Consider the following 21,481-nt stretch of genomic DNA (forward strand, 5'->3'; position numbering starts at 1 on the left):
TTGTTAAATGACCCAAGCGAAATAACGCTCTATTTATAAAGAAAAAGGACCGCCAAAGCTATGACTGTCCTTTTTCATTTCTGTACTCAAGAGTACAACTATTTCGAATATCGAATTAGTTATTAATTATTTAGAATGCAAAGTGCTCTGCATCTAATGCGAGTAATGGTTCTACGCCACCAGCAATCACATCAACGTGTGAGCGAATACGTGGCAAGATCTTCTTGAAGTAGAAGCGAGCAGTCGTTACTTTTGCATTGTAGAAGCCAACGTCAGTGGTGCCTTCAGCTAGTTTCTCCTGAGCAACCAATGCCATACGAGCCCATAGGTAAGCAAGCGTTACATAGCCAGAGAAATACATGTAATCAACTGCAGCTGCACCCACTTCATCAGGGTTTTGCATTGCGCGCATACCGATTTGCATGGTTAAGTCGCCCCACTCTTTGTTTAGAGCAGCAAGAGGTTCAACAAACTCTTTCATTGCCGCATTGTCTTTGTTTGCTTCAACAAATTTGTGAATAATCTTAGTGAAGTCTTTCAACATTGCACCTTGAGTACCCAAAACTTTACGACCTAACAAGTCAAGCGCTTGGATTTCAGTTGTCCCTTCGTATAGACACGCAATACGTGTATCACGAACGATTTGTTCCATACCATGCTCTGAAATAAAGCCGTGACCACCAAACACTTGAACGCCGTGTTTTGCAGATTCAGAACCTGTTTCAGTCAAGAATGCTTTTGCAATTGGGGTAAGGAGTGACAAGATGTTGTCAGAAGATTTACGCTCTTCTTCCGTTGCACCTTGCTCAACCACGTCCGCATGTAGAGACAATAAGTAAACCAGTGCACGACCACCTTCAGCAAATGCTTTTTGAGTTAACAGCATGTTACGAACAGCAGGGTGAACAATAATTGGATCGGCTTCTTTTTCTGGTGCTTTAGGACCAGAAAGTGAACGCATTGCTAAACGATCTTTCGCATATGCTAAAGCACCTTGGAAAGAACCTTCAGATGCAGCAAGACCTTGAACGGCTGTACCAATACGTGCAGTGTTCATGAATGTGAACATGCAGTTTAAGCCACGGTTTTCTGGTCCGATCAAGTAACCTTTTGCTTTATCAAAGTTGATCACACAAGTTGCGTTACCATGGATCCCCATTTTGTGTTCGATCGAACCACAACGCACCGCGTTACGCTCACCCACAGTACCGTCTGCGTTTAAGTTAAACTTCGGCACGATGAATAAAGAAATACCTTTGGTGCCTTTAGGTGCGCCAGGAAGACGAGCAAGTACGATGTGAACAATGTTCTCAGCCATGTCATGTTCACCCGCTGAGATAAAGATTTTCTCACCAGTGATTGCATAGCTACCGTCAGCTTGTGGCTCAGCTTTAGTACGGATAATACCCAAGTCAGAACCTGCATGAGATTCTGTTAAGCACATCGTACCTGTCCAAACACCTGAAACAAGGTTTGGTAAGTAAGCATTTTTTTGTTCAGCTGAACCGTGATGTTCTAAAGTACGAACTGCACCGTGAGAAAGACCTGGGTACATACCCCATGCCCAGTTCGCAGTACCCACCATTTCTGAAATCACGTTACCCAAAGAAACAGGTAATGCTTGACCACCGTATTGCTCTTCAGCAGAAAGAGACGGGAAGCCTAGTTCGATATATTTTTGATACGCTTCTTTAAAGCCTGTTGGAGTTGTAACAACGCCATCATTCCAAGTACAACCTTCGCGGTCGCCACTTTGGTTGATTGGAGACAATTCGTTTTCACAGAAATCTGCAGCAGCTTCTAAATATTGGTCAACCAATTCACGGCTTACGGTTTCCTGAAATGCAGGCAATTTAGAATAGTGTTCTTCTGCATTCAATAGCTCATGCAGTACGAATTGCATATCACGTAAGGGCGCTTTGTATTGTGGCATATCGGTTTCCTCAATACTGGTTTAACCAGCTTATAATCCTAATAAACATAAAAACGTGTCTTCTTTGACACGGATTGGAATAACTTAATCGTGCAACATCTTCTAATTTGGTACAAGCGGTTCAGGTGCTTTTCTTGGTGACTGTAAAGTCAAATAAATATTATTCAAAATCGCTAAGTGCACTGAGTGTAAACAGTTTTGCTGCTTTTGGCATGACATAAATAGTCAAAAAGCGTAAAAAGTTATGTCCAATAAAAAAGGCGCAATTTGCGCCTTTTTTATCTATTTATGCTTTTTAGAGTGGCTTAAGCGGCCTTATTCGGTGCTGAAACAGGGGGGTTAGGCTGGAAGTGAACCATACATTTGCCATCTACTGTTTGTGTGCCGACTTTTAGCTGCACGGCTTTACCATCGGTTTGACCTTGGCAGGCTTTGGTTGCGGCTTGTTGGCGTGCTTGACGTTCAGCTAAACGTTGATCGTATTGCTGGGTTAACTCAGCACGTTTCGCATCGGTTAGTGGTTCGCCGCGTTGCATATGCATGCCACGGAATTCACCACGACCGGCTTGATCACCACGCATTGGGCGATGTTCACCACGTTTCATTTCATCACGGTTCGGTTTAAACGAAATCGCACATGTGCCTTCTAGTGTTTGCTCACCTGCTTTGACTTGGACTGCTGAACCCACCGCTTTGCCATCGCAGGCTTTTTTAATGTCTTGCATGACTTGTTTACGTTCAGTACGCATTTTTTCAAACTGTTCGCGTTGTTCAGGTGTCATGTGACGGTCTTTTTGATAATGACCATGCATATGTTGCGACTGCTCCATATCTTTCGGTGCTTGGGTGGATTGACAGGCAGTCAACGCACCTACAGATAAAACGCTGGCAGTGGCTAAAGCAATTTTTGTCATCTTATTCATTCTACAACTCCCCCATACAAGAGCATGTGATTTTGGATGATTAAAGATTAAATAATAAAGATGTAGAAACAATGGAGAGTTTTTTGATGCAGTGTTCTATACAATAACAAGGCAAAAGAATGACCGAGAGACTGCTTTTGAAGATTCGCCGCGTACCGATTGCTTTACGCTTATTCCTCACTGTATTGCTGACCACTTTGGTGATTACCACGGTGAGTTTAGGTGTGCTGCATTGGACGATGCAAAAGAATTTTGCCAAATATGTGGCGGACGTGGAAATGCAAAAGCTCGATCATCTGATTGATAACTTGGCTGGCGTTTATAGTACCTATCATGACTGGGGCAATGCCATTCAAGCGCAAATTTTGCAGATTGAAGGACATGCCGCGCCAGATGATTATGACCGTCTCTCTCGTTGGTGGTTGCGCCGCCAGTACGATATTGCTCTGCAACAGCGTTATTTTAAAGAAAATACCAAAACCTTACTCAGTGATGTCTCTACCACTGAAGTCAAACATGAAAAACAGATTTTAACCGAACAAGAATTGCAAGCTTTGGAGGAAAACTTACCTTCGGAGTTTCAACCCTTCGAAGGTTTAAAGTTTCCACTCAGCGCCAATCAAAATGTGTTCCGCCCAGATCGTAAAAAAGAAGAGATTGAACAAGAGAGCAAACAAAACACAGGCAAAAAACAGTTTATTTCCACGCCTGACCGTTTGGGTCTGAGCTCGCGTTTGTCTTTATACGATACGCAGCGTCAGTTTGTGGTCGGTGAACCCTCGGATGATCAAGTTTCTTTCCGTCCTATTGTGGTGAATAACCAAGTGGTGGGGTATTTGGGGCTGAAACCAGTCCTTGATCAAGATGATGCATTGAGTATCAACTTCTTTAGTAACCAAAAACGTTATTTATTGCTGGTCTATGGTTTAACCGTTTTTGCTAGTTTAATTGCTGCGTTGTTGCTTGCGACTTATTTTAAGACACCGATTCAACGCTTGTTGAATGGTACGCGTGAATTAACAAAGGGTAATTTTCAGCATCAAGTTAAAGTGAATCGAAACGATGAGCTGGGTGATTTATCCAATGAACTGAACCAACTGGCTGTGATTTTAGATCAGCATGAAATTTCGCGTCGTCAGTGGGTGTCAGATACTTCGCACGAGTTGAAAACACCGCTGGCAGTGTTACAAGCGCAGATCGAAGCGATGCAAGACGGAATTCGAAAACCAACGCCTGAGCATTTTGAATCGATGTTACGCCAAGTCACCAGCTTGAAAAAACTCACACATGACTTGGCTGATTTGGCACAAGCGGAAGCACAGCAATTAAACTGTTACTTTGCAACCGTGAACCCGTGGGCGGTGATTGAGCAAGAAGTGGAAAACTTTAAGCCTAAATTTGAACAGGCCCATTTAAGCATTAGTGTCGAAGGTGAGGGCGCTGAGTTACAACTTGATATTGACCGCTTTAAGCAAATCATGGTCAATTTGTTGGGCAATAGCATTCGTTATACCGAAGCGGGTGGTCAGGTTCGAGTCCATACGGAACAGTCCGCAACAGATTGGACGGTCTATGTCGATGACAGTCCTTATGGTTTAAGTGATGAGCAACTAGCAAGACTCGGTGAGCGTTTCTACCGAGTCGATGACTCGCGTACGCGTAGCACAGGTGGTACAGGTTTAGGTTTGGCTTTATCGGCTAAACTGGCACAGGCTTTAGGAGGTGAATTGAGTTTTGATCATTCGCCTTTGGGTGGTTTACGTTGCAAGTTAACGTTCCCAAAAAAATGAAACACAAAAGGAAGTATGTATGAAACATATTATGCTGGTTGAAGATGAAGTAGAACTTGCACAATTGGTCCGCGATTATCTTGAAGCAGCGGGCTTTGAAGTCAGTATGTTTCACGATGGTCAGGACGCATTTGATAGCTTTACGCAGCGTAAACCGAGTCTGATGATTTTAGATTTGATGGTGCCGCGTATGGATGGCTTGACCATTTGCCGTAAAGTCCGTGAACAGTCGGATTTGCCGATTATTATGGTTACCGCACGCACCGAAGAAATTGACCGTGTGCTTGGCTTGAACATGGGAGCAGACGACTATGTGTGTAAACCATTTAGCCCGAAAGAATTAGTGGCGCGTGTCCAAGCCGTGTTACGCCGTTTAGAGCGTAAAGCTGAGCCTGAAGATCAGTCTTTGTTCCGCATGGATAAAGCGCAACAACGCATTTGGTATCAACAAAAGCCTTTAAACTTAACACCGACTGAGTTTCGTTTACTGGAGTTGTTTTTAGAGCATGTGGGGCAAGTCTATTCACGTGCGCAGTTACTAGATCATATCAACCCTGACAGTTTTGAAGTGGCTGACCGTGTGATTGATAGCCATATTAAGAACTTACGTCGTAAGATCTCTGATGCGGCTGAAACAGGTAACCGTCATGAATGGGTTCAGGCGGTATATGGTGTAGGTTACCGGTTTGAATATCCTGAAGATTAATTCATTTTTTAATTAAAAGTAGAAGCGGATAAGCCTTGGGTTATCCGCTTTTTTTATGGGATGGACTCAAGGCAGCAATCAAAATCTACAGTCCGTTTAAACCTTCAACTGGTGAAATGAAACTGAGCAATCGGCAATTTTGAAGAGCAAGACTGGTTGATCGCTTGTGCAAGCGGTACAATTCATTTTTTTATCAGGTGAGCATGTGTTTTGAGCAGCGAGACGCCTAAACTTCAGCGCCGTTTAAAGAACCGCCATATTCAATTGATCGCCATGGGCGGTGCAATTGGTACAGGTCTGTTTTTAGGTTCAGCACATATTATTGAGTCTGCTGGCCCATCGATTATTTTGGGTTATATGATGGGCGGTTTGATTGCATTTTTAATTATGCGTCAGCTCGGTGAAATGATTGTGCATGAGCCAGTGACGGGTTCATTCAGCTACTTTGCCTTTAAATATTGGGGGCGGTTTTCAGGCTTTTTAACGGGCTGGAACTACTGGGTACTGTATATCTTGGTGGTGATGACTGAACTGACCGCGATTGGCAAGTATGTGAATTACTGGTGGCCACATATTCCTGCGTGGGTCTCGGTGCTGGTGTTTTTTGTGGTGATCACACTGGCCAATCTTGCCAATGTCAAACTGTATGCGGAGTCTGAGTTTTGGTTGTCGATGATTAAAGTTGTGGCGATTATCGCCATGATCATCTTCGGGGTTTATCTGTTGTTGACGGCTGATGTTGGTTCAACTGCATCTGTCACGAACTTATGGGTACATGGCGGGTTTTTCCCACATGGCTTTGAAGGCTTGTTTTATATGCTGGCCTTTATGATGTTTGCCTTTGGCGGCATTGAGCTGATCAGTATGGCGGCTGCGGAAACCGAAGATCCTGAAAAGAATATTCCAAAAGCCGTCAATCAAACTGTGATTCGGGTTTTCCTGTTCTATATTTGCTCGTTGGCGATCCTTTTGTCTTTGGTGCCTTGGAATCAATTGGATTTGGGTGGTTTAGATAAAAGTCCATTCGTGCTTATTTTTAAGCAAATGGGCATTGATTGGGCAGCGCATTTACTGAATTTTATTATTCTGACTGCATCGGTTTCTGTTTGTAATAGTGGGATGTATGCCAATAGCCGCATGCTGTTAGGTCTGGCAGAACAAGGTAATGCCCCGCAAGTTTTTAAGCAGGTTAATCGACAGGGGACACCGATTGCGGCGGTTTTATTTTCAGCATTACTGATTTTTGGGTGTGTGCTGTTGAATTACTTTTTGCCTGAAAAAGCGCTCAGTTATCTGATTTATATTGTGGTCAGTGCGGCTGTGCTGAATTGGATGATGATCAGTTTGATCCATCTTAAATTTAGACAGAGTATGAAAAAACAGGGCATTCAAACCAAGTTTCCAGCGTTATTTGCACCGTTTAGCAATTATTTTGTTTTAGTGTTTATGCTGATGATTTTATATATCATGTGGAATCAGGGTTTTATGCTTTCCGTGTTGATGCTTCCTGTGTGGATCCTCGTGTTATTTGTTTTATTTAAAACATTGAAGCCGAAGAAAAGCTAAAGCTTAGGTGATGATGTTGAAAAGGACTTAATATGAGTCCTTTTTTATTGGGCTTTTGATCGGTATATAAATTATAGATATTTCAAATCATGTGTCAGTTTGTCTTTTTACTTTTACGTTTGTTTTAGACAAAGTCGATGAGTCGATATTCAAATCAGCGAAGCATTCTGCTAGCCATGTGCATACCACTTAGGGTTGGACTGTGAGATGGCATTCTAACTTTTCAACAATGCAATCAAATAAGCAACTGAATATGAAAATGACCAAACTTTTACTCATTCTCAGCCTAGCTTTGTATGAGTTCAGTATGGCTTTTGATTAATTTGGATGGAGAGTGAGCGATTTGCATACTCGATCTGTTCGGATTGATATGTATAGATAATTAAATAGGCAAAATCGAGAAAGAGTGAGTGTATTTCCAACAGATTGAAGTACTGAGCTATAAAGTTGCTTTTAAATCACGCAAAAATTCATTTTAAGGAGTCAGGCTCAGTTTTAGTCATCCTGAAAACTATCCACAATTTCTGCGGATAATTTTGGGGGTAAGTCTAATTAAGCTTATTTTTCTATGTACGTTTTGGCTTACACTAATTCAAGCGGATTGCGTCTAGGTCAGCTCTGAAATATTTTATATGATGCAGTCATAGAAAACAGGAAGTTCCAAAACATAAAACAAAAATGATAAGTTCAACACTAGGATGTGAGGTACGACAGGAGTTATACCTAGCTAACCAATACGAAAAAGCCCGACAGGATGTCGGGCTTTTTTTTATCATCTATAAATGTCTCATTTCACTTTTCGTTTCGAATTTTGGGTTCCAAAGTGGGCAATACGTAGAAAACGTTGAAAAACTGTTTAGCCGAGACAATATACCTTCAAATCCATGACCTGCGTGATGCAGTGATAGGGTTGCGCTTTAGGACATGTAATTGGAATAATTAACAATCTTTTTCATTCAATACATATTTAGGTGATGGCTTTAAGCGCAGCGATTCGCTGTCTTTGTCGTTTATTCAGCTTGGATACCACGAGCTCATAAGAGCTATGTACCAGATCAATGACTAAATCAGGATCTAAGTGTTCATCTTCATATATCGAAATCCAATACTTTTTATTCATATGCCAACCTGCATGAATATACGGATAAATATCACGTAGCATCGCGACGTGGTCAGGCGTAACTTTTAAGTTACTTAAAGCCGCGCCACTTAAAGATGAATTGAGCAAAAACATTTTTATCCATGACTTTATAGACATCACAGCCTTCACCAAAGGGCTGACTACACGTCACTTCTGGCAGGGCAAGTGCAGCTTTTGCAGCAATAAGATGTAAGGACATGTTGATCATCACTCAGTGGGCGAAGCCCTGTGGATATTGTTTAATTTATCCACAGTTTAAGCCAAATGCTTAAGAGGAACAACTCACCATCACTTCAGGCACATCCGTTGGTAAAGGTGCTAAATCCTCAGCTTTCTCTAGTGCTACATTCCGCTCAAATGGATGGCTAAGCAGGTCAAATAAGCGTTCGACTTCTGAGAAATCGTTCCGTTCAGCCAGCTCAATCGCTTTTTGTGCCATGTGATTGCGTAGGATATAAACAGGATTGGCTTGCTGCATAGCTGCATTGAGTTCTGTTGTGTTTTGATTTGCACGAATCTGTTCATATTGCGCGAGGAAACTTTCAAATTGACGACGGTCAAGGCAGTCATCTTTAATCATTTCATATTGCTGCTCTTGCAAACGCGTAAAGCTTTGTGTGTAGTCGAGCTGTTCAGTTTGTAGAATCCGTAAGAAGGTCATGGCACAGTCAAAACTGTCAGTATGAAAATGAGGTAAGCCCATTTTCTGACTTAAACCCAGTTTGTAGTGCTCCAAGAATGTGGGTTCATAGTGCTCTAGGCAATCGGCAAGGTCTTGCTTCCATTGTTCTTTGTCATAGTCTTGCGGACAAAGCGGAATGAGGTTATTCAACCATGTCCATAAATTCCAGTGACCAATGCTCGGCTGCTGCTGATAGGTATAGCGGCCTTGATAGTCGGAGTGATTGTTAATCCAATTCGGACGGAAGCGCTCCATAAAGCCATAAGGGCCAAAATCAAGGGTTGAACCCGTAATGTTTAAATTATCGGTATTCATCACCCCATGTGCGAAACCGACCAGTTGCCATTTGGCAATCATTACCGCAGTCCGTTGAATCACTTGGGTTGCAAATGCCAAAACAGGTTGTTCCGCATCTAAACACTCGGGGTAATGCCATTCGATGCATTTTTGGGTAAATTCGTCGAGTAAATCAGGTTGGTACTGGTTGATCCACTCAAAATGTCCCAAGCGAATATGACAGTCTGATGTACGCAACATCATCGCACCGAGTTCCAATTTTTCCCGCTGCACGCCTTGAGCCGATGAGGTAAAGCCCACCGCGTTGCTTGAAGCCACGCCTAAACTATTCAGCGCATGTCCAGCCAAGTACTCACGAATGACGGAGCGAAGTACCGCACGACCATCTCCCATACGCGAGTAAGGAGTAGAGCCTGCACCCTTTAAATGCAGGTCAATGGTTTGCCCATGTTGATCGAGGATTTGTGCGATCAATAAACCCCGACCATCACCGAGCTGTCCTGCCCACTGACCAAATTGATGTCCTGCATAGACCATTGCCAATGGTTCAAATTCACTAAAGGTTTTTTGTCCGCTACAAATCTCTACCCAAGACTGTTTGTCGGCTTCAGACCATTGCAACTGTTCTGCTAAAGCTGCATTGAAATGACCTGCTTTTGCCCCTTTTAGTGCCAAGGGCTGTTGATGGTGATAAAGCTTTGACGGAAGGAGAGAATAGCGTGAATTGAACTGCATAGTGAAGGATCACAAGGGATAAGCCATGACCCTATCAATATAGCAAAGTTTTAGTGTTAAGACATATATCCAACTGTTTTAGTCAACTATAAACAGTTTGGCACCTTTTGAGGTGGACGAGCGATGGGCTTCGGCTTGATCTGCAACTTGGTAACTCATGCCAGCCGTGAGGGTAAAGCTACGACCATCATCTAGTTCAGTGTGTAGTTCACCTTCTAAGCACAACAGGATATGTCCTTTAGAACACCAATGGTCGGCCAGATAGTTCTCAGAATACTCCACCATACGCACGCGAATCGCGTCAAATTGCTGAGTACGCCATAGGGCATAACCCTGATCACCTGTATGGCGGGTGGTGGGTATCTCAGCCCAGTTGGTGATACCGAAAGGAATGTTGTTAATATCCATGTTGTTATCCTTTATGAACTGCTAAAAAAAGCCCCTTGCGGAGCTTTCTTTTGAAATGCTGAATCAGAGATTAATTACTGAGAAACAGGGGCTTTTTTAATGCTGCGCATCAGTGTGGTCAAGGTTTGACGGTGATGACCTAGACGCTGTTCGACTAACTGAAACTCAATTTTGAGCTTTTCATCCATTTGATGGATTTTTTCAGCCACTGCTGTTTTCTTGGCTTGAATTTCTTGTTCTTTCAATTTTGCCCAGTCATTCAAGGTCTGGGTGAATGCATCATACTCTTGTGCAATACGAGCTTTCGCAGAGCTGATGTCATCACTGACATTGAGACCATGAACTTCTAAGTCTTGTTCAGCGTATTTAAACTTCATCGCAAGTTCAGCTTTTTTAATATTGAAGCTCGGAATACGACGTAAGTTTTTAGCTAAACCCAGTTTTGAGCATGACCAAATCAACCATTTGGTTGGGTCATATTGCCACCATTTCACCCCGTTACGATAGTCGTATTGGAAAATGTGGTGGTAGTTATGATAACCCTCACCCCAAGTGGCAATGGCTAACCAGAAGTTGTCACGTGCGGTATTTTCGTCTGTATATGGGCGTTTGCCCCACATGTGGCATAAAGAGTTAATGAAGAACGTGACGTGGTGGCTGAGGATTAAACGCATTAATCCGCCCAACAATAACACGCCCCATAAGTCGCCTACAGCCCAACCAATTGGTAATAAAATACCCATGTGGACGCTGATCACTAAAGGGACATAGTATTTGTGTTGGAACATCACCAATTTGTCATTGAGCAAATCGGGTGCATTTTTAAAGTCAGGTTCTGCTGATGGATAGTCACGAAGCATCCAACCCATGTGCGCATACCAAAAGCCATTGTTAATCGAGTACGGATCTTTCTCGATATCATCGACATGGCGGTGGTGGGTACGGTGACCTGAACTCCAAAATAAAATACTGTTTTGCACGGCAAAGGTACCCATAATCATTAAAATGATTTTTAAAGGTAAGCTTGCTTCATAAGCACGGTGTGCCCATAAGCGGTGATAGCCAGCAGTAATACCTAAGCTACTAACACCCAGTAATACAAACATACTGATCCAAGCGGCTAAGCTGAAATCATGCTGAAAGGCATATAAGGGAATTGCAATCACAGCCACAATCGGAAGAAAAACCAATGCAAAAATTGCAACCCAGTTAAATGGGGCTTTGGGTAGGGGAGCATTCATCTCCAACAGCACTCCTGAAACCTTGGGAGGTATAAATGGAAGGTCAATCCATTACTTTTTGCATGGATTAAGCCACAGCATATTAGCATGAGCGAACCTTGGTTCACTAGCATTATTGTACAGATGTATTGTACTAAACAGTAACAGAATACGAATGTTTAGATATCGAAATTACCGAAGCTTTTCTAGGCTTTATCGTAGCAGAGCGATCAATATGAAAAATAACCATTTTCACTGCTACTACTCATGTAAAACTCAAATCAATCTGTGGCCTGTTCAATGCACATCTGCCAAATGTTGTAGCATCATTTTAGGAAAATCGGTAATTAATCCATCAATGCCACAGTCACGTAAATGTTTGGCGCGCTCGATGTCATTCACTGTCCAAACACTAATGGCTAAATTCGCTTGTTGTGTGGCTTTTAACAAGTCATCGCTTGCCAGTTGGTTCATCCAGCCGATTTGGCAACAGTCGTATTTGAGTGCTTGTTCAATCGCAAGATGTTGAATATCGTCTTCAACTAATAAGCCGCGTTTAAATGGAGAGTGTTGATCTTGGAGTGCTTGTAGGATTTTAAGATCAAAACTAGTGATGACCACAGTGCGTTCAAAGCCTCTGAGTTGCTGTGTGAGATGTTGTGTCAGTCGCTCAGCTTCGGCTTGTGTTTGCACGGCTTTGACTTCAACTTCAAGATGTTCAAAGTCCTGCATAATCTGAAGGGCTTGTCGCAATGTTGGTGTACTTTGCTTTTCCCAGTCTAGCCAAATATGTGCTTGGTTATAGGTGTCGAGTTGTGTGCTGCTTAATGGGTAGAGCGCTTGGTCGATACCGGTGGTTCGGAGCATGTTGTCATCATGCATAATGATCAGCTCATGGTCGTTGAGCTGACGAACATCAAATTCGACCGCACGGATGCCCAGATCATGAATATATTGAAAACCGCCGAGTGTATTTTCTGGGGCTTCACCACGTGCACCACGATGTCCGATGATTCTCATGTTAAACCTGATCTATATACGTCTTTTGCGTGATTGTAGCGCTAAAACATTGGATTGGGGGATAGATTCTAAGGTGGAAATATCAGATATGCGTAAATGCGATTCGTAATGGTTTGAGGTAGGACTGAATTTGAATAAAATGTTTATATTCACGATAAGTGATGGTATTTGACGAGTTTTACGATTGGAAAAATGGTTTTGATTGCTTTGCCCAAAAGAAAATTAACATCAAAAAGTCTTGCAGTGAATTGATCACTGCAAGACTCCGAAAAGATCTATTTCGTTCTAAAACTTAGAAACGTTTAAATAGTTTCATTGATATTTTTTTGCCAAAGTACTTCCGAGCCACCTTCAGCACGCTGTAAAGCACGCGATGCAACAAAAAGCCAATCAGATAAGCGGTTGAGTAACTGTAGTGCGGTGCTTTGAATATTTTGATCACGAGTGTGCACCGACATTAAGCTACGTTCAGCTCGGCGACATACCGCGCGTGCTTGGTGTGCATAGCTACATGCTAAAGAACCCGAAGGTAAGATAAATTCTTTCAGCATGGGTAAGTCTTCATTCATACGGTCAATTTCTTGTTCAAGAAACTCAATACAAACTGGTTGGAGCAAATGATAGTTTGGAATACAGACTTCACCGCCTAAGTCGAAAAGCCAGTGCTGAATCAGGCTTAAGCTTTTATCCCATGTGGCTTTGTCCGTGATTTGACTTGCAGTAATTTGAGCACGAAGTACACCAATGGTTGAATTGAGTTCATCCACATCACCAAGTGCGGTAATTCTTAGATCATCTTTAGTGACACGTGATCCATCACCCAGACCTGTGGTGCCTGAGTCGCCAGTACGGGTATAAATTTTACTTAAACGGTGGCCCATAATTTGTCCTGCCTAAAGAATGAAAAAAAGGATAATGCCGGTCAAAACATTATCCATAAACTGCGCTGTTTTAAATTGTTTTTTGAGTCTTTACATTAAATTAATAACGGAAAGTGACTCCGGCAGAAGCAAGGCGACCGCCATTCATATAGTAACTACCACTGCCATAAGCTGTACGATAGTTGCTATCGCCTACATTCTGGATATTGGCAAATACTTTGATAGCGTTACTAAGATTATAATAGCCATTCATATCAACTCTTAAGTGTCCAGGAACAGTAATATCATCATAGGCACTATTATCGTATGAACTACTCGCCATCAAGGTGGTTGAGAAGCCAAATTTACTGTCTTGCCATCCTGTGGTCAGGGTCGCATTTTGACGTGGGCGACGACTTAAATCTTCATCAGTTTTATCATTTTTGGCACGGACATAGTTATAACCTACATTCACATACAGATTCTCACCTTGCCATTTTAGATAAATTTCGCTGCCTTCAAATGTCGCTTGGTCAATATTTTGGAAGATATACCCTGTAACGCTAGTTGCATCAATTAAGTTTTCAACTTCGGTGCGATACAAAGAAATACCTGTGCTAAAACCATGGTTGAGGTTCTGATCTAAACCAATTTCATAAGATGTGCTTTCCTCGGGTTTTAAATCAGGATTTCCGTAAGCACTATATAGTTCGTTCAATGTTGGTGAGCGGAAAGCTGTGCCAATATTGGTGTAAATGCTGGTTAAAGGAAATAGCTGATAACGAGCAGCAATTTGTCCAATGGTGTGCGTGCCATATTTCTCATTATCTTCTACACGAATGCCAGCTTGAGTATTTAAACCATTAGCATTGTATTGATGTTGTAGATAATAACCTTGCGAATCTACATCTGCAGCATATGGACTACCCCAAGAAATCACATCGCCATCAATATTTTGATAAGTAGTACCCAATAAAATATTTTGTGAAGGTGTGAACTGCCATTTGCCATAAAGTTCAGCTTCTTGTGTAGTGCTACGGACGAAGTCATATGTCCCGAGATAATTTAGATCATTTTGATCAATATCATCTTTAAATTGTGATACGCGGGCATTCACTTCAACACTAGGAGCAAGATTCACACGACCTTTGATGTTTACAATTTCATTTTTGAAATCTTGATTAGCAACTGCACCATAATTGTCGTATTGGGAATTACCTTCGTTCTCACTGTAGTCGAGTGAGAGCGCATATTTTTCTTTTTCTACACCAAATTTTGCCGAATAACCAGTTTGATCAAAAGCTGCATCAGGTGCATTTTTACTGTCTTTTACAGGTGTACCATCGGTTTCCAAATGTTGACCACGGATTTGTGCGTAGAAACCATTTTCAGCGAGATCAGCACCAACAAGTGTTTTATAAGTTGAATTTTCACCAATCTCACCTGTCACGAATGCGCTATTCTTTTCTGGCGTTTTTGAGACGAGTTGGACTACGCCACCAATTGCATCAGTGCCATAAAGCACAGATGCAGGACCTTTGAGGACTTCAATTTGTTGAATATCGGTAGTGTCGATAAATGGTAGTGAAGCCGTGCCTGTAGTGGCAGAGTTTAGTCTTACACCATCACGTAGAATCAATGTTTGATTTGAGTTAGTACCACGTAGAAAAATTGATGCAGTTTGACCATAACCACCGCTTTGTACCATATTAATGGCTGCATCAGTCATCAATAGATCGGGTAAAGCGGCAATTGGAGATTGTTCAATAATTTGCGGTTCAATAATGGATATACGCGCAGGTACATCTTTAATTTTTTCTTCAGAACGTGTCGCGGTAACGACTAAAGTGTCTAAAGATGCATTTACAACATTGGAACTGTCTTGTGCAGATACAGACGTAGAGAAACCCATCGCAATTGCAATTGCACCCACTAAAGCAGTAGGCTGAAATAAATTTGGCATGCTGGCTCCATACATTCACCCCCCGTGAATGATTGAGTTAAATGGCGCAATAAGCAGGTCTCCGGACTTAAATATAAATATTGCGAACAATATTGGTATACCCATCTTCCCACACGAGTGCAGTGATGTAAGTGCAAGCACTTATAAAGATATACGTTTCGTTTTACCGTTGCGGGGGCAGTGTTGGATTTGCACCAACTTCCCTAAAGCATAAATGCTCAGACTTATTGCATTTGGGCGCAGTATACGGTTTGTATGCGAATTAAACAATCGATGTAAAGATTTTTCAGGATGAACTTTACGCAAGGTGAAAAAATTGCATTACAATGATTCGCCCAGATATTTATAGATCAGCTATAAATAGGGCTGAGCCAGAGTCATAAATATGCGAACCCGTGCCAAAATTTGTGGAATTATCCGTAGCCAAGATATTGATGCTGTGGTCAAAGCAGGGGCAGATGCAATTGGTTTTGTATTTTTCCCACCTAGTCCACGTTATGTTAGTGTGGATCAAGCCAAAGAACTCATTCAACATGTTCCTGCTTATGTTCAAACGGTGGGATTGTTTGTAAATGCGACTGCGGATGAGATTGCGGATGTGCTAAAACAAGTTGCACTGGATATCATTCAGTTTCATGGTGATGAAACACCAGCGGACTGTCAGATGATTGCTACACAAGTCGGGCGTCGTTGGTATAAAGCCATTCAAGTGAAACCTGAACTGGATGTGGTCACAGAAGTGAAACGCTATCAACAGGCAGGGGCAAGTGCAGTACTCTTAGATGCATGGCATCCTGAATTAAAAGGGGGAACAGGACATAGTTTTGACTGGTCACAATTCCCTAAGCTCGATATTCCTTTAATTTTAGCGGGTGGTTTAACCCCAACTAATGTGGAAGACGCTATAAAGACGACTGGGGCTTATGCTGTAGATGTCAGCGGAGGCGTCGAATCCGCTAAAGGTATAAAAGACCAACAACTTATAGAAAACTTCATGCAAGGAGTCCATCGTGGATCAGCAAAGTAATGTGATTGACTATACCCAATACCCAGATGAACGTGGGCATTTTGGTATCCATGGCGGACGTTTTGTGTCAGAAACTCTAATGGCAGCATTAGAAGACTTAGAAAAGCTCTATTTCCGTATGAAAGATGATGAGCAGTTTCTGGCAGAATTCGACCGTGACCTCGCCTACTATGTAGGTCGTCCTAGTCCTTTATATTATGCTGAGCGATGGTCGAAAGAGTTGGGTGGTGCACAAATTTACTTAAAACGTGAAGACCTGAATCATACAGGTTCACATAAAGTGAATAACACGATTGGTCAGGCTTTACTGGCAAAACTGTCGGGTAAAAAACGAATTATTGCTGAAACTGGCGCAGGTCAGCACGGTGTTGCAACGGCTACGATTGCAGCGCGTTTAGGGCTTGAATGTGTGGTATTCATGGGTGCAGAAGACGTGAAACGTCAAGCCATGAATGTCTATCGTATGCGTTTACTTGGTGCGACCGTTGTGCCTGTGGAAAGTGGCTCTAAAACATTGAAAGATGCCATGAACGAAGCGATGCGTGATTGGGTCACCAATGTTGATTCAACTTACTATGTGATTGGTACGGTTGCAGGCCCACATCCTTATCCACAATTGGTTCGTGATTTCCAATCGATTATTGGTCGTGAAGCACGTAAACAAATTCAAGAGCAAGCAGGGCGTTTACCTGATGCCTTGGTGGCATGTGTCGGTGGTGGTTCAAATGCAATGGGCTTGTTCTACCCATTCTTAAACGATGCTGATGTGAAAATGTACGGTGTTGAAGCTGCAGGTTATGGCATTGAAACAGGTAAACACTCTGCACCATTGAATGCTGGTCATGTCGGAGTTTTACACGGTAACCGTACTTATTTAATGTCGGATGAACAAGGCCAAATCATTGAAACTCATTCAATTTCAGCAGGTTTGGATTATCCAGGTGTAGGCCCTGAACATAGTTTCTTAAAAGATATGCACCGTGTTGAATATGTGCCGATCAATGACAATGAAGCTTTACAAGGTTTCCGTGATTTAACCCAGATTGAAGGGATTATTCCTGCACTGGAAAGCTCTCATGCGATGGCTTATGTGACTAAACTTGCGCCAACCATGTCTAAAGATCAAATTATTATTGCGACGGTTTCTGGTCGTGGTGATAAGGACTTAATGACTGTGGCACGTATTGATGGCGTGGAAATGGTTGAGATGTAAGAATCCTCGACTAACCACTTTTGAAAAAGAGAGAAAAGCCTCCCCCTTTTAATAGATGAGGGTTGGGTGGATTACAAAAATCGTGCTGAAGTGATTCAGCACGATTTTTTCTTATGTAGATAATTTTGGTTTAAAAATGAGCATTTAAGAATTTGAAAATTAATATAATTGTTTGATTCGAGGAAAGGCCGTTTGCAATTGTTCGAGGCAGACTATTAGTTGAACTATACAGTTTCTGCGATATAGTGAGCGGATTGATGATATGTGCCGAGTTTTGCAAAAGGAAATGCCTTTGGTTACTTTGGGCAAAACCAAAGTAACATGACGAGCTCTGCAAATAAGAAGTACAAACTGTAAGACTCCGTCATGTACATTTTAATTTGAAAAGGAGCAAAACATGCCCAGCCTATTTATGGCCATGCTTGGTGGTCGCCATGCCCGCGCCAATACTGAAGTCCATGATGTTGTATTTGCAGTCGCTGACAGTTTAGAGGAGAGTTACCCGCAACTTAAAAATGCATGGTTTGGTGAACAAAAAGGCTTACATATTGATGCTTGGATGCAAGTGGAGGGTGTCGAAAGTGCAGGAAAAAAATACCAAATACAGTTTAGTGATGCCCAACCCCAAGCAGAGGATGAAAAACTGTGGCTCATAAATTTAGGTGGCTATGACACACGTGAATTTGGGGAGTTACATCGTTATGTACTCGTCGTTGCGCCGCATGCCGCGGAGGCCAAACAACTTGGCAAACAATATTTTGATCAAAAGTGGCAAAAGCAACATACTGACCGTGTTTTAGACGTTGATGGCTGTATTGCGATTGATTGTGTACATGGTCGTTATGTGGCTTTGGTTGAAGCTGAGTTTGATGTAAACACGTGGGAAAATACATATCTCATGTTGAATTAAGTTTGAACTATTCCTAATTCTTTTAAGTGATGTATTCAAACGAAAGAGAGTAGGTTTAGCGAACAATTTGATGAAAAAACAAACTAAATACTTTTCACCTTTAAAATTATAGGCATAATAGGCTTATGGATATTAATTAACTTTTGCTTAAGGATAAAGCATCAATGGATTTGATTCAGTCCAACGGACAACCACATTATGGTCGGTTTAGCGAACTTCCAAAAACCATTGATTTAAATAAGTATCAGTATAAAACCCCATATGGTGAAGTACTTACGGGATGGCGGAAAAAGCTGAAATATAAGAAATTTAAGTTTTGTAGCATTCAACATGAACACTACACCATTGGCTTAGCGATTGCTGATATTGCTTGGGCTGGCCATGGTTTCGTTTATATTTACGATCATCTCAAAAATGAAGTGCTTGAATGGAACGCCGTGAATTTTCTGGCGCGTAAAACCGTTTTAGATGAACAGCCTTTGTATAACCAGAGTGTGTTTGCAAATTCACCGTTTCAAATTGAAATTCAGCATGCCAATGGGGTGCGCTATGTTCAAGTCACCAAGTATGGTGAGATTAAGCTGAGTGCCCGAATTTTCTGCGCAGGCACTGATCCATTGAGTATGTGTAGTCCAACAGGGATTAATGGTTGGACTTATACCCATAAACTGACCACCTTAGCGTGTGAGGGTTTTTTTACCAATAAAGCGGGGCAGATCATTCAGTTTAATGAGCGGACCTTGGCTGCGCTAGATGACACCTGTGGCTTCCTCCGACCGGAAACAGCTTGGTTTTGGCTCTCTTGTAGTTTTTGGGATGCACAGGGTAAGCGTATTGGTCTGAACTTAGCCTCTGGTGTGAATGAAAGTTTTGGCAATGAAAACTGTCTGTGGATGAATGGAAAGCTCTATACCGTGAGTGATGTTCTATTCCAAATGGAAGAAGAAGGGCGTTGGAGCATTCGCTCGTTAGATGAACGCTTAAATTTAACTGTGACCACGGGTTGGCGCCGTTTTGAAAACCTAAATTTGCGTCTTGTGGGCAGTCAGTTTAGTCAATGGCAAGCCAAGATTAGCGGTACGATTCAGCAGGGTGATCAAGAGATTGTATTGCTAAATGAATATGGATTGCTCGAACAGCACTATGCAAAGTGGTAAAAGACCTGTGATAAAAAACCGGCATCATGCCGGTTTTTCTTTTGCCTTTATTTATTAAAACGACTAATTTGCTCCAATGCTGCTTGAACATGAGCATAGTTTGGCTCTTGATCTGACATTGGCTGATTCTTTTTATCTAAGATTTCGAACTGCCCAACAGCCCCCACTTCTAAGATGTTTTTAGGGGTAACAATGCCATATTTACTATAGCTTGAGGTTAAAATCCAATCACGTTGAATTTGTGGTCCCAACAAATCTTCACCCACTGAATAGTCGTGAATTTTTGTGGTTACACCCAAATAGTTTTTCATGAGTGTAGGAACAATATCTTGATGGCTAGTTAAAACGTGGTTATTCCATAGCGCATCAGTTTGTATCTTCGGACCAATGATTGCAAAGGGAACTTTGACTTGAGGGTCGGTAAAGTTACCATTATGTCCCCAGAAGTTTTGAAGATTATCATTCACTTCTTGCCCGTGGTCGCCAGTAATGATGACCAACGTGTTCTCTGCATCACCTGTTTCTTTGAGTTTATCTAAAACTCGTTTCACAATGCTGTCGACGTAGTGCACACTAGTTTTATAACGATTCATCATTAATGAACGATCAGAATCATTACTTAACTTGAGATAATTGACTTCATCCAGCATTGGTTTGTACTGGTGTGGATAGTCTTTAGGAAAGCTGTATCCGTGTGGAGAGTCATAAAATAAAAATGAAAAGGTTGGTTTGTTTCGATCTCTTTTTTCATACCATTTTAACCAATCTTGCGTTAATTCTTCATCAAGACCACCTGCCACTTTGCCAGAAGAACCAATACGTAAATTTGGCACTTTTGAAAACGCGGTTTCATGGAATTCAGGGTTGGTTAATTTGGCAGCAGCAAATAAACCCAGTTGATAATTCAGTGCTTGCAAACGGTCAATAAATACTGGACTTTGGCGGTTCACAATCATGCCATGCCAGTAAGTACCAGGAATACCATAGAACATCCCAAAAATACCTGTGCGTGTGGCATTTCCTGTTGAATAGTGTTGATTAAAAATCTTTCCGTTCTGCGCATAATTCCACAAGTTTGCTGAGTTGTCTGCATTAAATGTGTCTGCACGCCAAGAATCAATCACGATAAACATAATATTGGTGGGTTGCTTTGGAGCTTCTCCAACAATCGGCGTCAGCGGATAATTCAGGTCACTTTTACGTTCTAAAGACATAGCCTTTTGTTTTTCTAAGGCTTCTTCATCAATCCAGCCGTACTTTTTCATGGTTTTATTCGAGGTCATCGGATAAAACATCGGTAAATAGCGTTGTGTCATGGTTACAGGTTGATACACATGTGCTGCAGCCCAAACGTGAATACCATTACTTAAAAGTAAAGCAACAAACACTAAGCCTGTAAACTTTTTACCAATGCTCCATGAAAAAGTGGGTAATTTTTTCTCTAAGAATCGGATCAAGTAAAATTGTGCTGCAAAAATACAGGCAATCGCAGCAATGACCATCAGCCATGTTGAGATTGAGAAACTCACAACCTGACCTGACATCACCAGTTCCAGCATGACGGTATTGATATGGAAACGGTACTGTGCGTAAACAAAGGTATCTATGATCAGTGCAATGAGTGCCAAGCTAGCAATACTTGCTTGCGTAATATGACGTAGCGTATTGGGTAGAAATAAGCTCGGAATCAAGATCAAGCCAATCAATGAAGCAAGCACAGTCATGTGCGAGAATGTTCCAGTAAATAAGAAACTGAATCCCAATAAATCTGTTGGAAACTCAGATAAATACAGGAAATATCTGCAAGCAATAAGCATCGAGATCACTGCATTGACCATGATCAAATAACCAAGAACGCGGAGTTTGAATTTAAACGACATTTTTAACTTCGGATGTAATCGGACATACAAATTCAACTTCATATACCCAT

At 41.8% G+C, this 21,481-nt stretch carries 16 protein-coding genes, 1 pseudogene and 1 riboswitch; of the genes and pseudogenes, 7 read left to right on the forward strand and 10 right to left on the reverse strand.

Features of this window, described 5'->3' with window-relative positions; translation table 11 throughout:
• Positions 1-130: 130 nt before the first annotated feature.
• Both AC4CU3_RS11900 and AC4CU3_RS11905 read right to left on the reverse strand, forming a co-directional pair.
• The gene (locus AC4CU3_RS11900; RefSeq protein ID WP_490738229.1) at positions 131-1,933 is read right to left on the reverse strand and encodes an acyl-CoA dehydrogenase C-terminal domain-containing protein; all 1,803 of its coding nucleotides are present in this window, start codon (positions 1,931-1,933) and stop codon (positions 131-133) included.
• Positions 1,934-2,238: 305 nt separating this feature from the next.
• Positions 2,239-2,856 (reverse strand): hypothetical protein, encoded by a 618-nt coding sequence (locus AC4CU3_RS11905; protein ID WP_114837712.1) that lies wholly within the window; start codon positions 2,854-2,856, stop codon positions 2,239-2,241.
• 137 nt (positions 2,857-2,993) lie between these two features.
• Here AC4CU3_RS11905 and baeS point away from each other — a divergent pair, with 137 nt between their 5' ends.
• From baeS to AC4CU3_RS11920, 3 genes are all read left to right on the forward strand, one after another.
• Positions 2,994-4,646: a sensor histidine kinase efflux regulator BaeS gene (baeS, locus tag AC4CU3_RS11910; RefSeq protein ID WP_078425720.1), complete on the forward strand. Its 1,653-nt coding sequence runs from the start codon at positions 2,994-2,996 to the stop codon at positions 4,644-4,646.
• 19 nt (positions 4,647-4,665) lie between these two features.
• Positions 4,666-5,352 (forward strand): response regulator, encoded by a 687-nt coding sequence (locus tag AC4CU3_RS11915; RefSeq protein ID WP_004983596.1) that lies wholly within the window; start codon positions 4,666-4,668, stop codon positions 5,350-5,352.
• A gap of 210 nt (positions 5,353-5,562) precedes the next feature.
• Positions 5,563-6,918, forward strand: a complete 1,356-nt coding sequence (locus AC4CU3_RS11920) for an amino acid permease (protein ID WP_490738230.1) — start codon at positions 5,563-5,565, stop codon at positions 6,916-6,918.
• Positions 6,919-7,885: 967 nt separating this feature from the next.
• Here the strand turns inward: AC4CU3_RS11920 and AC4CU3_RS11925 are convergent.
• From AC4CU3_RS11925 to AC4CU3_RS11955, 7 genes and pseudogenes are all read right to left on the reverse strand, one after another.
• Positions 7,886-8,258, reverse strand: a pseudogene (locus AC4CU3_RS11925) (MmcQ/YjbR family DNA-binding protein).
• 69 nt (positions 8,259-8,327) lie between these two features.
• Entirely contained in the window at positions 8,328-9,773 is a 1,446-nt protein-coding gene (locus AC4CU3_RS11930; RefSeq protein ID WP_490738231.1) for a protein adenylyltransferase SelO, read from the reverse strand.
• Positions 9,774-9,851: 78 nt separating this feature from the next.
• Positions 9,852-10,181 (reverse strand): DHCW motif cupin fold protein, encoded by a 330-nt coding sequence (locus AC4CU3_RS11935; protein ID WP_086210413.1) that lies wholly within the window; start codon positions 10,179-10,181, stop codon positions 9,852-9,854.
• Between the two features lie 74 nt (positions 10,182-10,255).
• Complete coding sequence (locus tag AC4CU3_RS11940) at positions 10,256-11,422, reverse strand: acyl-CoA desaturase (RefSeq protein WP_004697764.1); 1,167 nt, start codon at positions 11,420-11,422, stop codon at positions 10,256-10,258.
• 276 nt (positions 11,423-11,698) lie between these two features.
• Positions 11,699-12,421, reverse strand: coding sequence for a glycerophosphodiester phosphodiesterase (locus AC4CU3_RS11945; protein ID WP_490738232.1), 723 nt, complete (start codon positions 12,419-12,421; stop codon positions 11,699-11,701).
• A gap of 302 nt (positions 12,422-12,723) precedes the next feature.
• Entirely contained in the window at positions 12,724-13,302 is a 579-nt protein-coding gene (locus tag AC4CU3_RS11950) for a cob(I)yrinic acid a,c-diamide adenosyltransferase (RefSeq protein WP_078388464.1), read from the reverse strand.
• A 100-nt stretch (positions 13,303-13,402) separates the two neighbouring features.
• Positions 13,403-15,244, reverse strand: a complete 1,842-nt coding sequence (locus tag AC4CU3_RS11955; protein WP_490738233.1) for a TonB-dependent receptor plug domain-containing protein — start codon at positions 15,242-15,244, stop codon at positions 13,403-13,405.
• Between the two features lie 35 nt (positions 15,245-15,279).
• Positions 15,280-15,487, reverse strand: a riboswitch (cobalamin riboswitch).
• Positions 15,488-15,629: 142 nt separating this feature from the next.
• Here AC4CU3_RS11955 and AC4CU3_RS11960 point away from each other — a divergent pair.
• From AC4CU3_RS11960 to AC4CU3_RS11975, 4 genes are all read left to right on the forward strand, one after another.
• Entirely contained in the window at positions 15,630-16,271 is a 642-nt protein-coding gene (locus AC4CU3_RS11960; RefSeq protein WP_490738234.1) for a phosphoribosylanthranilate isomerase, read from the forward strand.
• Positions 16,255-17,484 carry a tryptophan synthase subunit beta gene (gene trpB, locus AC4CU3_RS11965; protein ID WP_004697773.1) on the forward strand — a complete coding sequence of 410 codons (1,230 nt, stop codon included), beginning with the start codon at positions 16,255-16,257 and terminating at the stop codon, positions 17,482-17,484. Before AC4CU3_RS11960 ends, trpB begins: the two co-directional genes overlap by 17 nt.
• A 397-nt stretch (positions 17,485-17,881) precedes the next feature.
• Complete coding sequence (locus AC4CU3_RS11970) at positions 17,882-18,394, forward strand: DUF1543 domain-containing protein (RefSeq protein ID WP_490738235.1); 513 nt, start codon at positions 17,882-17,884, stop codon at positions 18,392-18,394.
• A 164-nt stretch (positions 18,395-18,558) separates the two neighbouring features.
• Positions 18,559-19,551 carry a DUF2804 domain-containing protein gene (locus AC4CU3_RS11975; protein WP_078388458.1) on the forward strand — a complete coding sequence of 331 codons (993 nt, stop codon included), beginning with the start codon at positions 18,559-18,561 and terminating at the stop codon, positions 19,549-19,551.
• Positions 19,552-19,598: 47 nt separating this feature from the next.
• Here the strand turns inward: AC4CU3_RS11975 and AC4CU3_RS11980 are convergent, their stop codons facing one another.
• On the reverse strand, positions 19,599-21,473 hold the full coding sequence (locus AC4CU3_RS11980) for a DUF3413 domain-containing protein (RefSeq protein WP_490738236.1): 1,875 nt from the start codon (positions 21,471-21,473) through the stop codon (positions 19,599-19,601).
• Positions 21,474-21,481: the final 8 nt, after the last annotated feature.

It is taken from the genome of Acinetobacter sp. 802_lipA, from assembly GCF_058242885.1.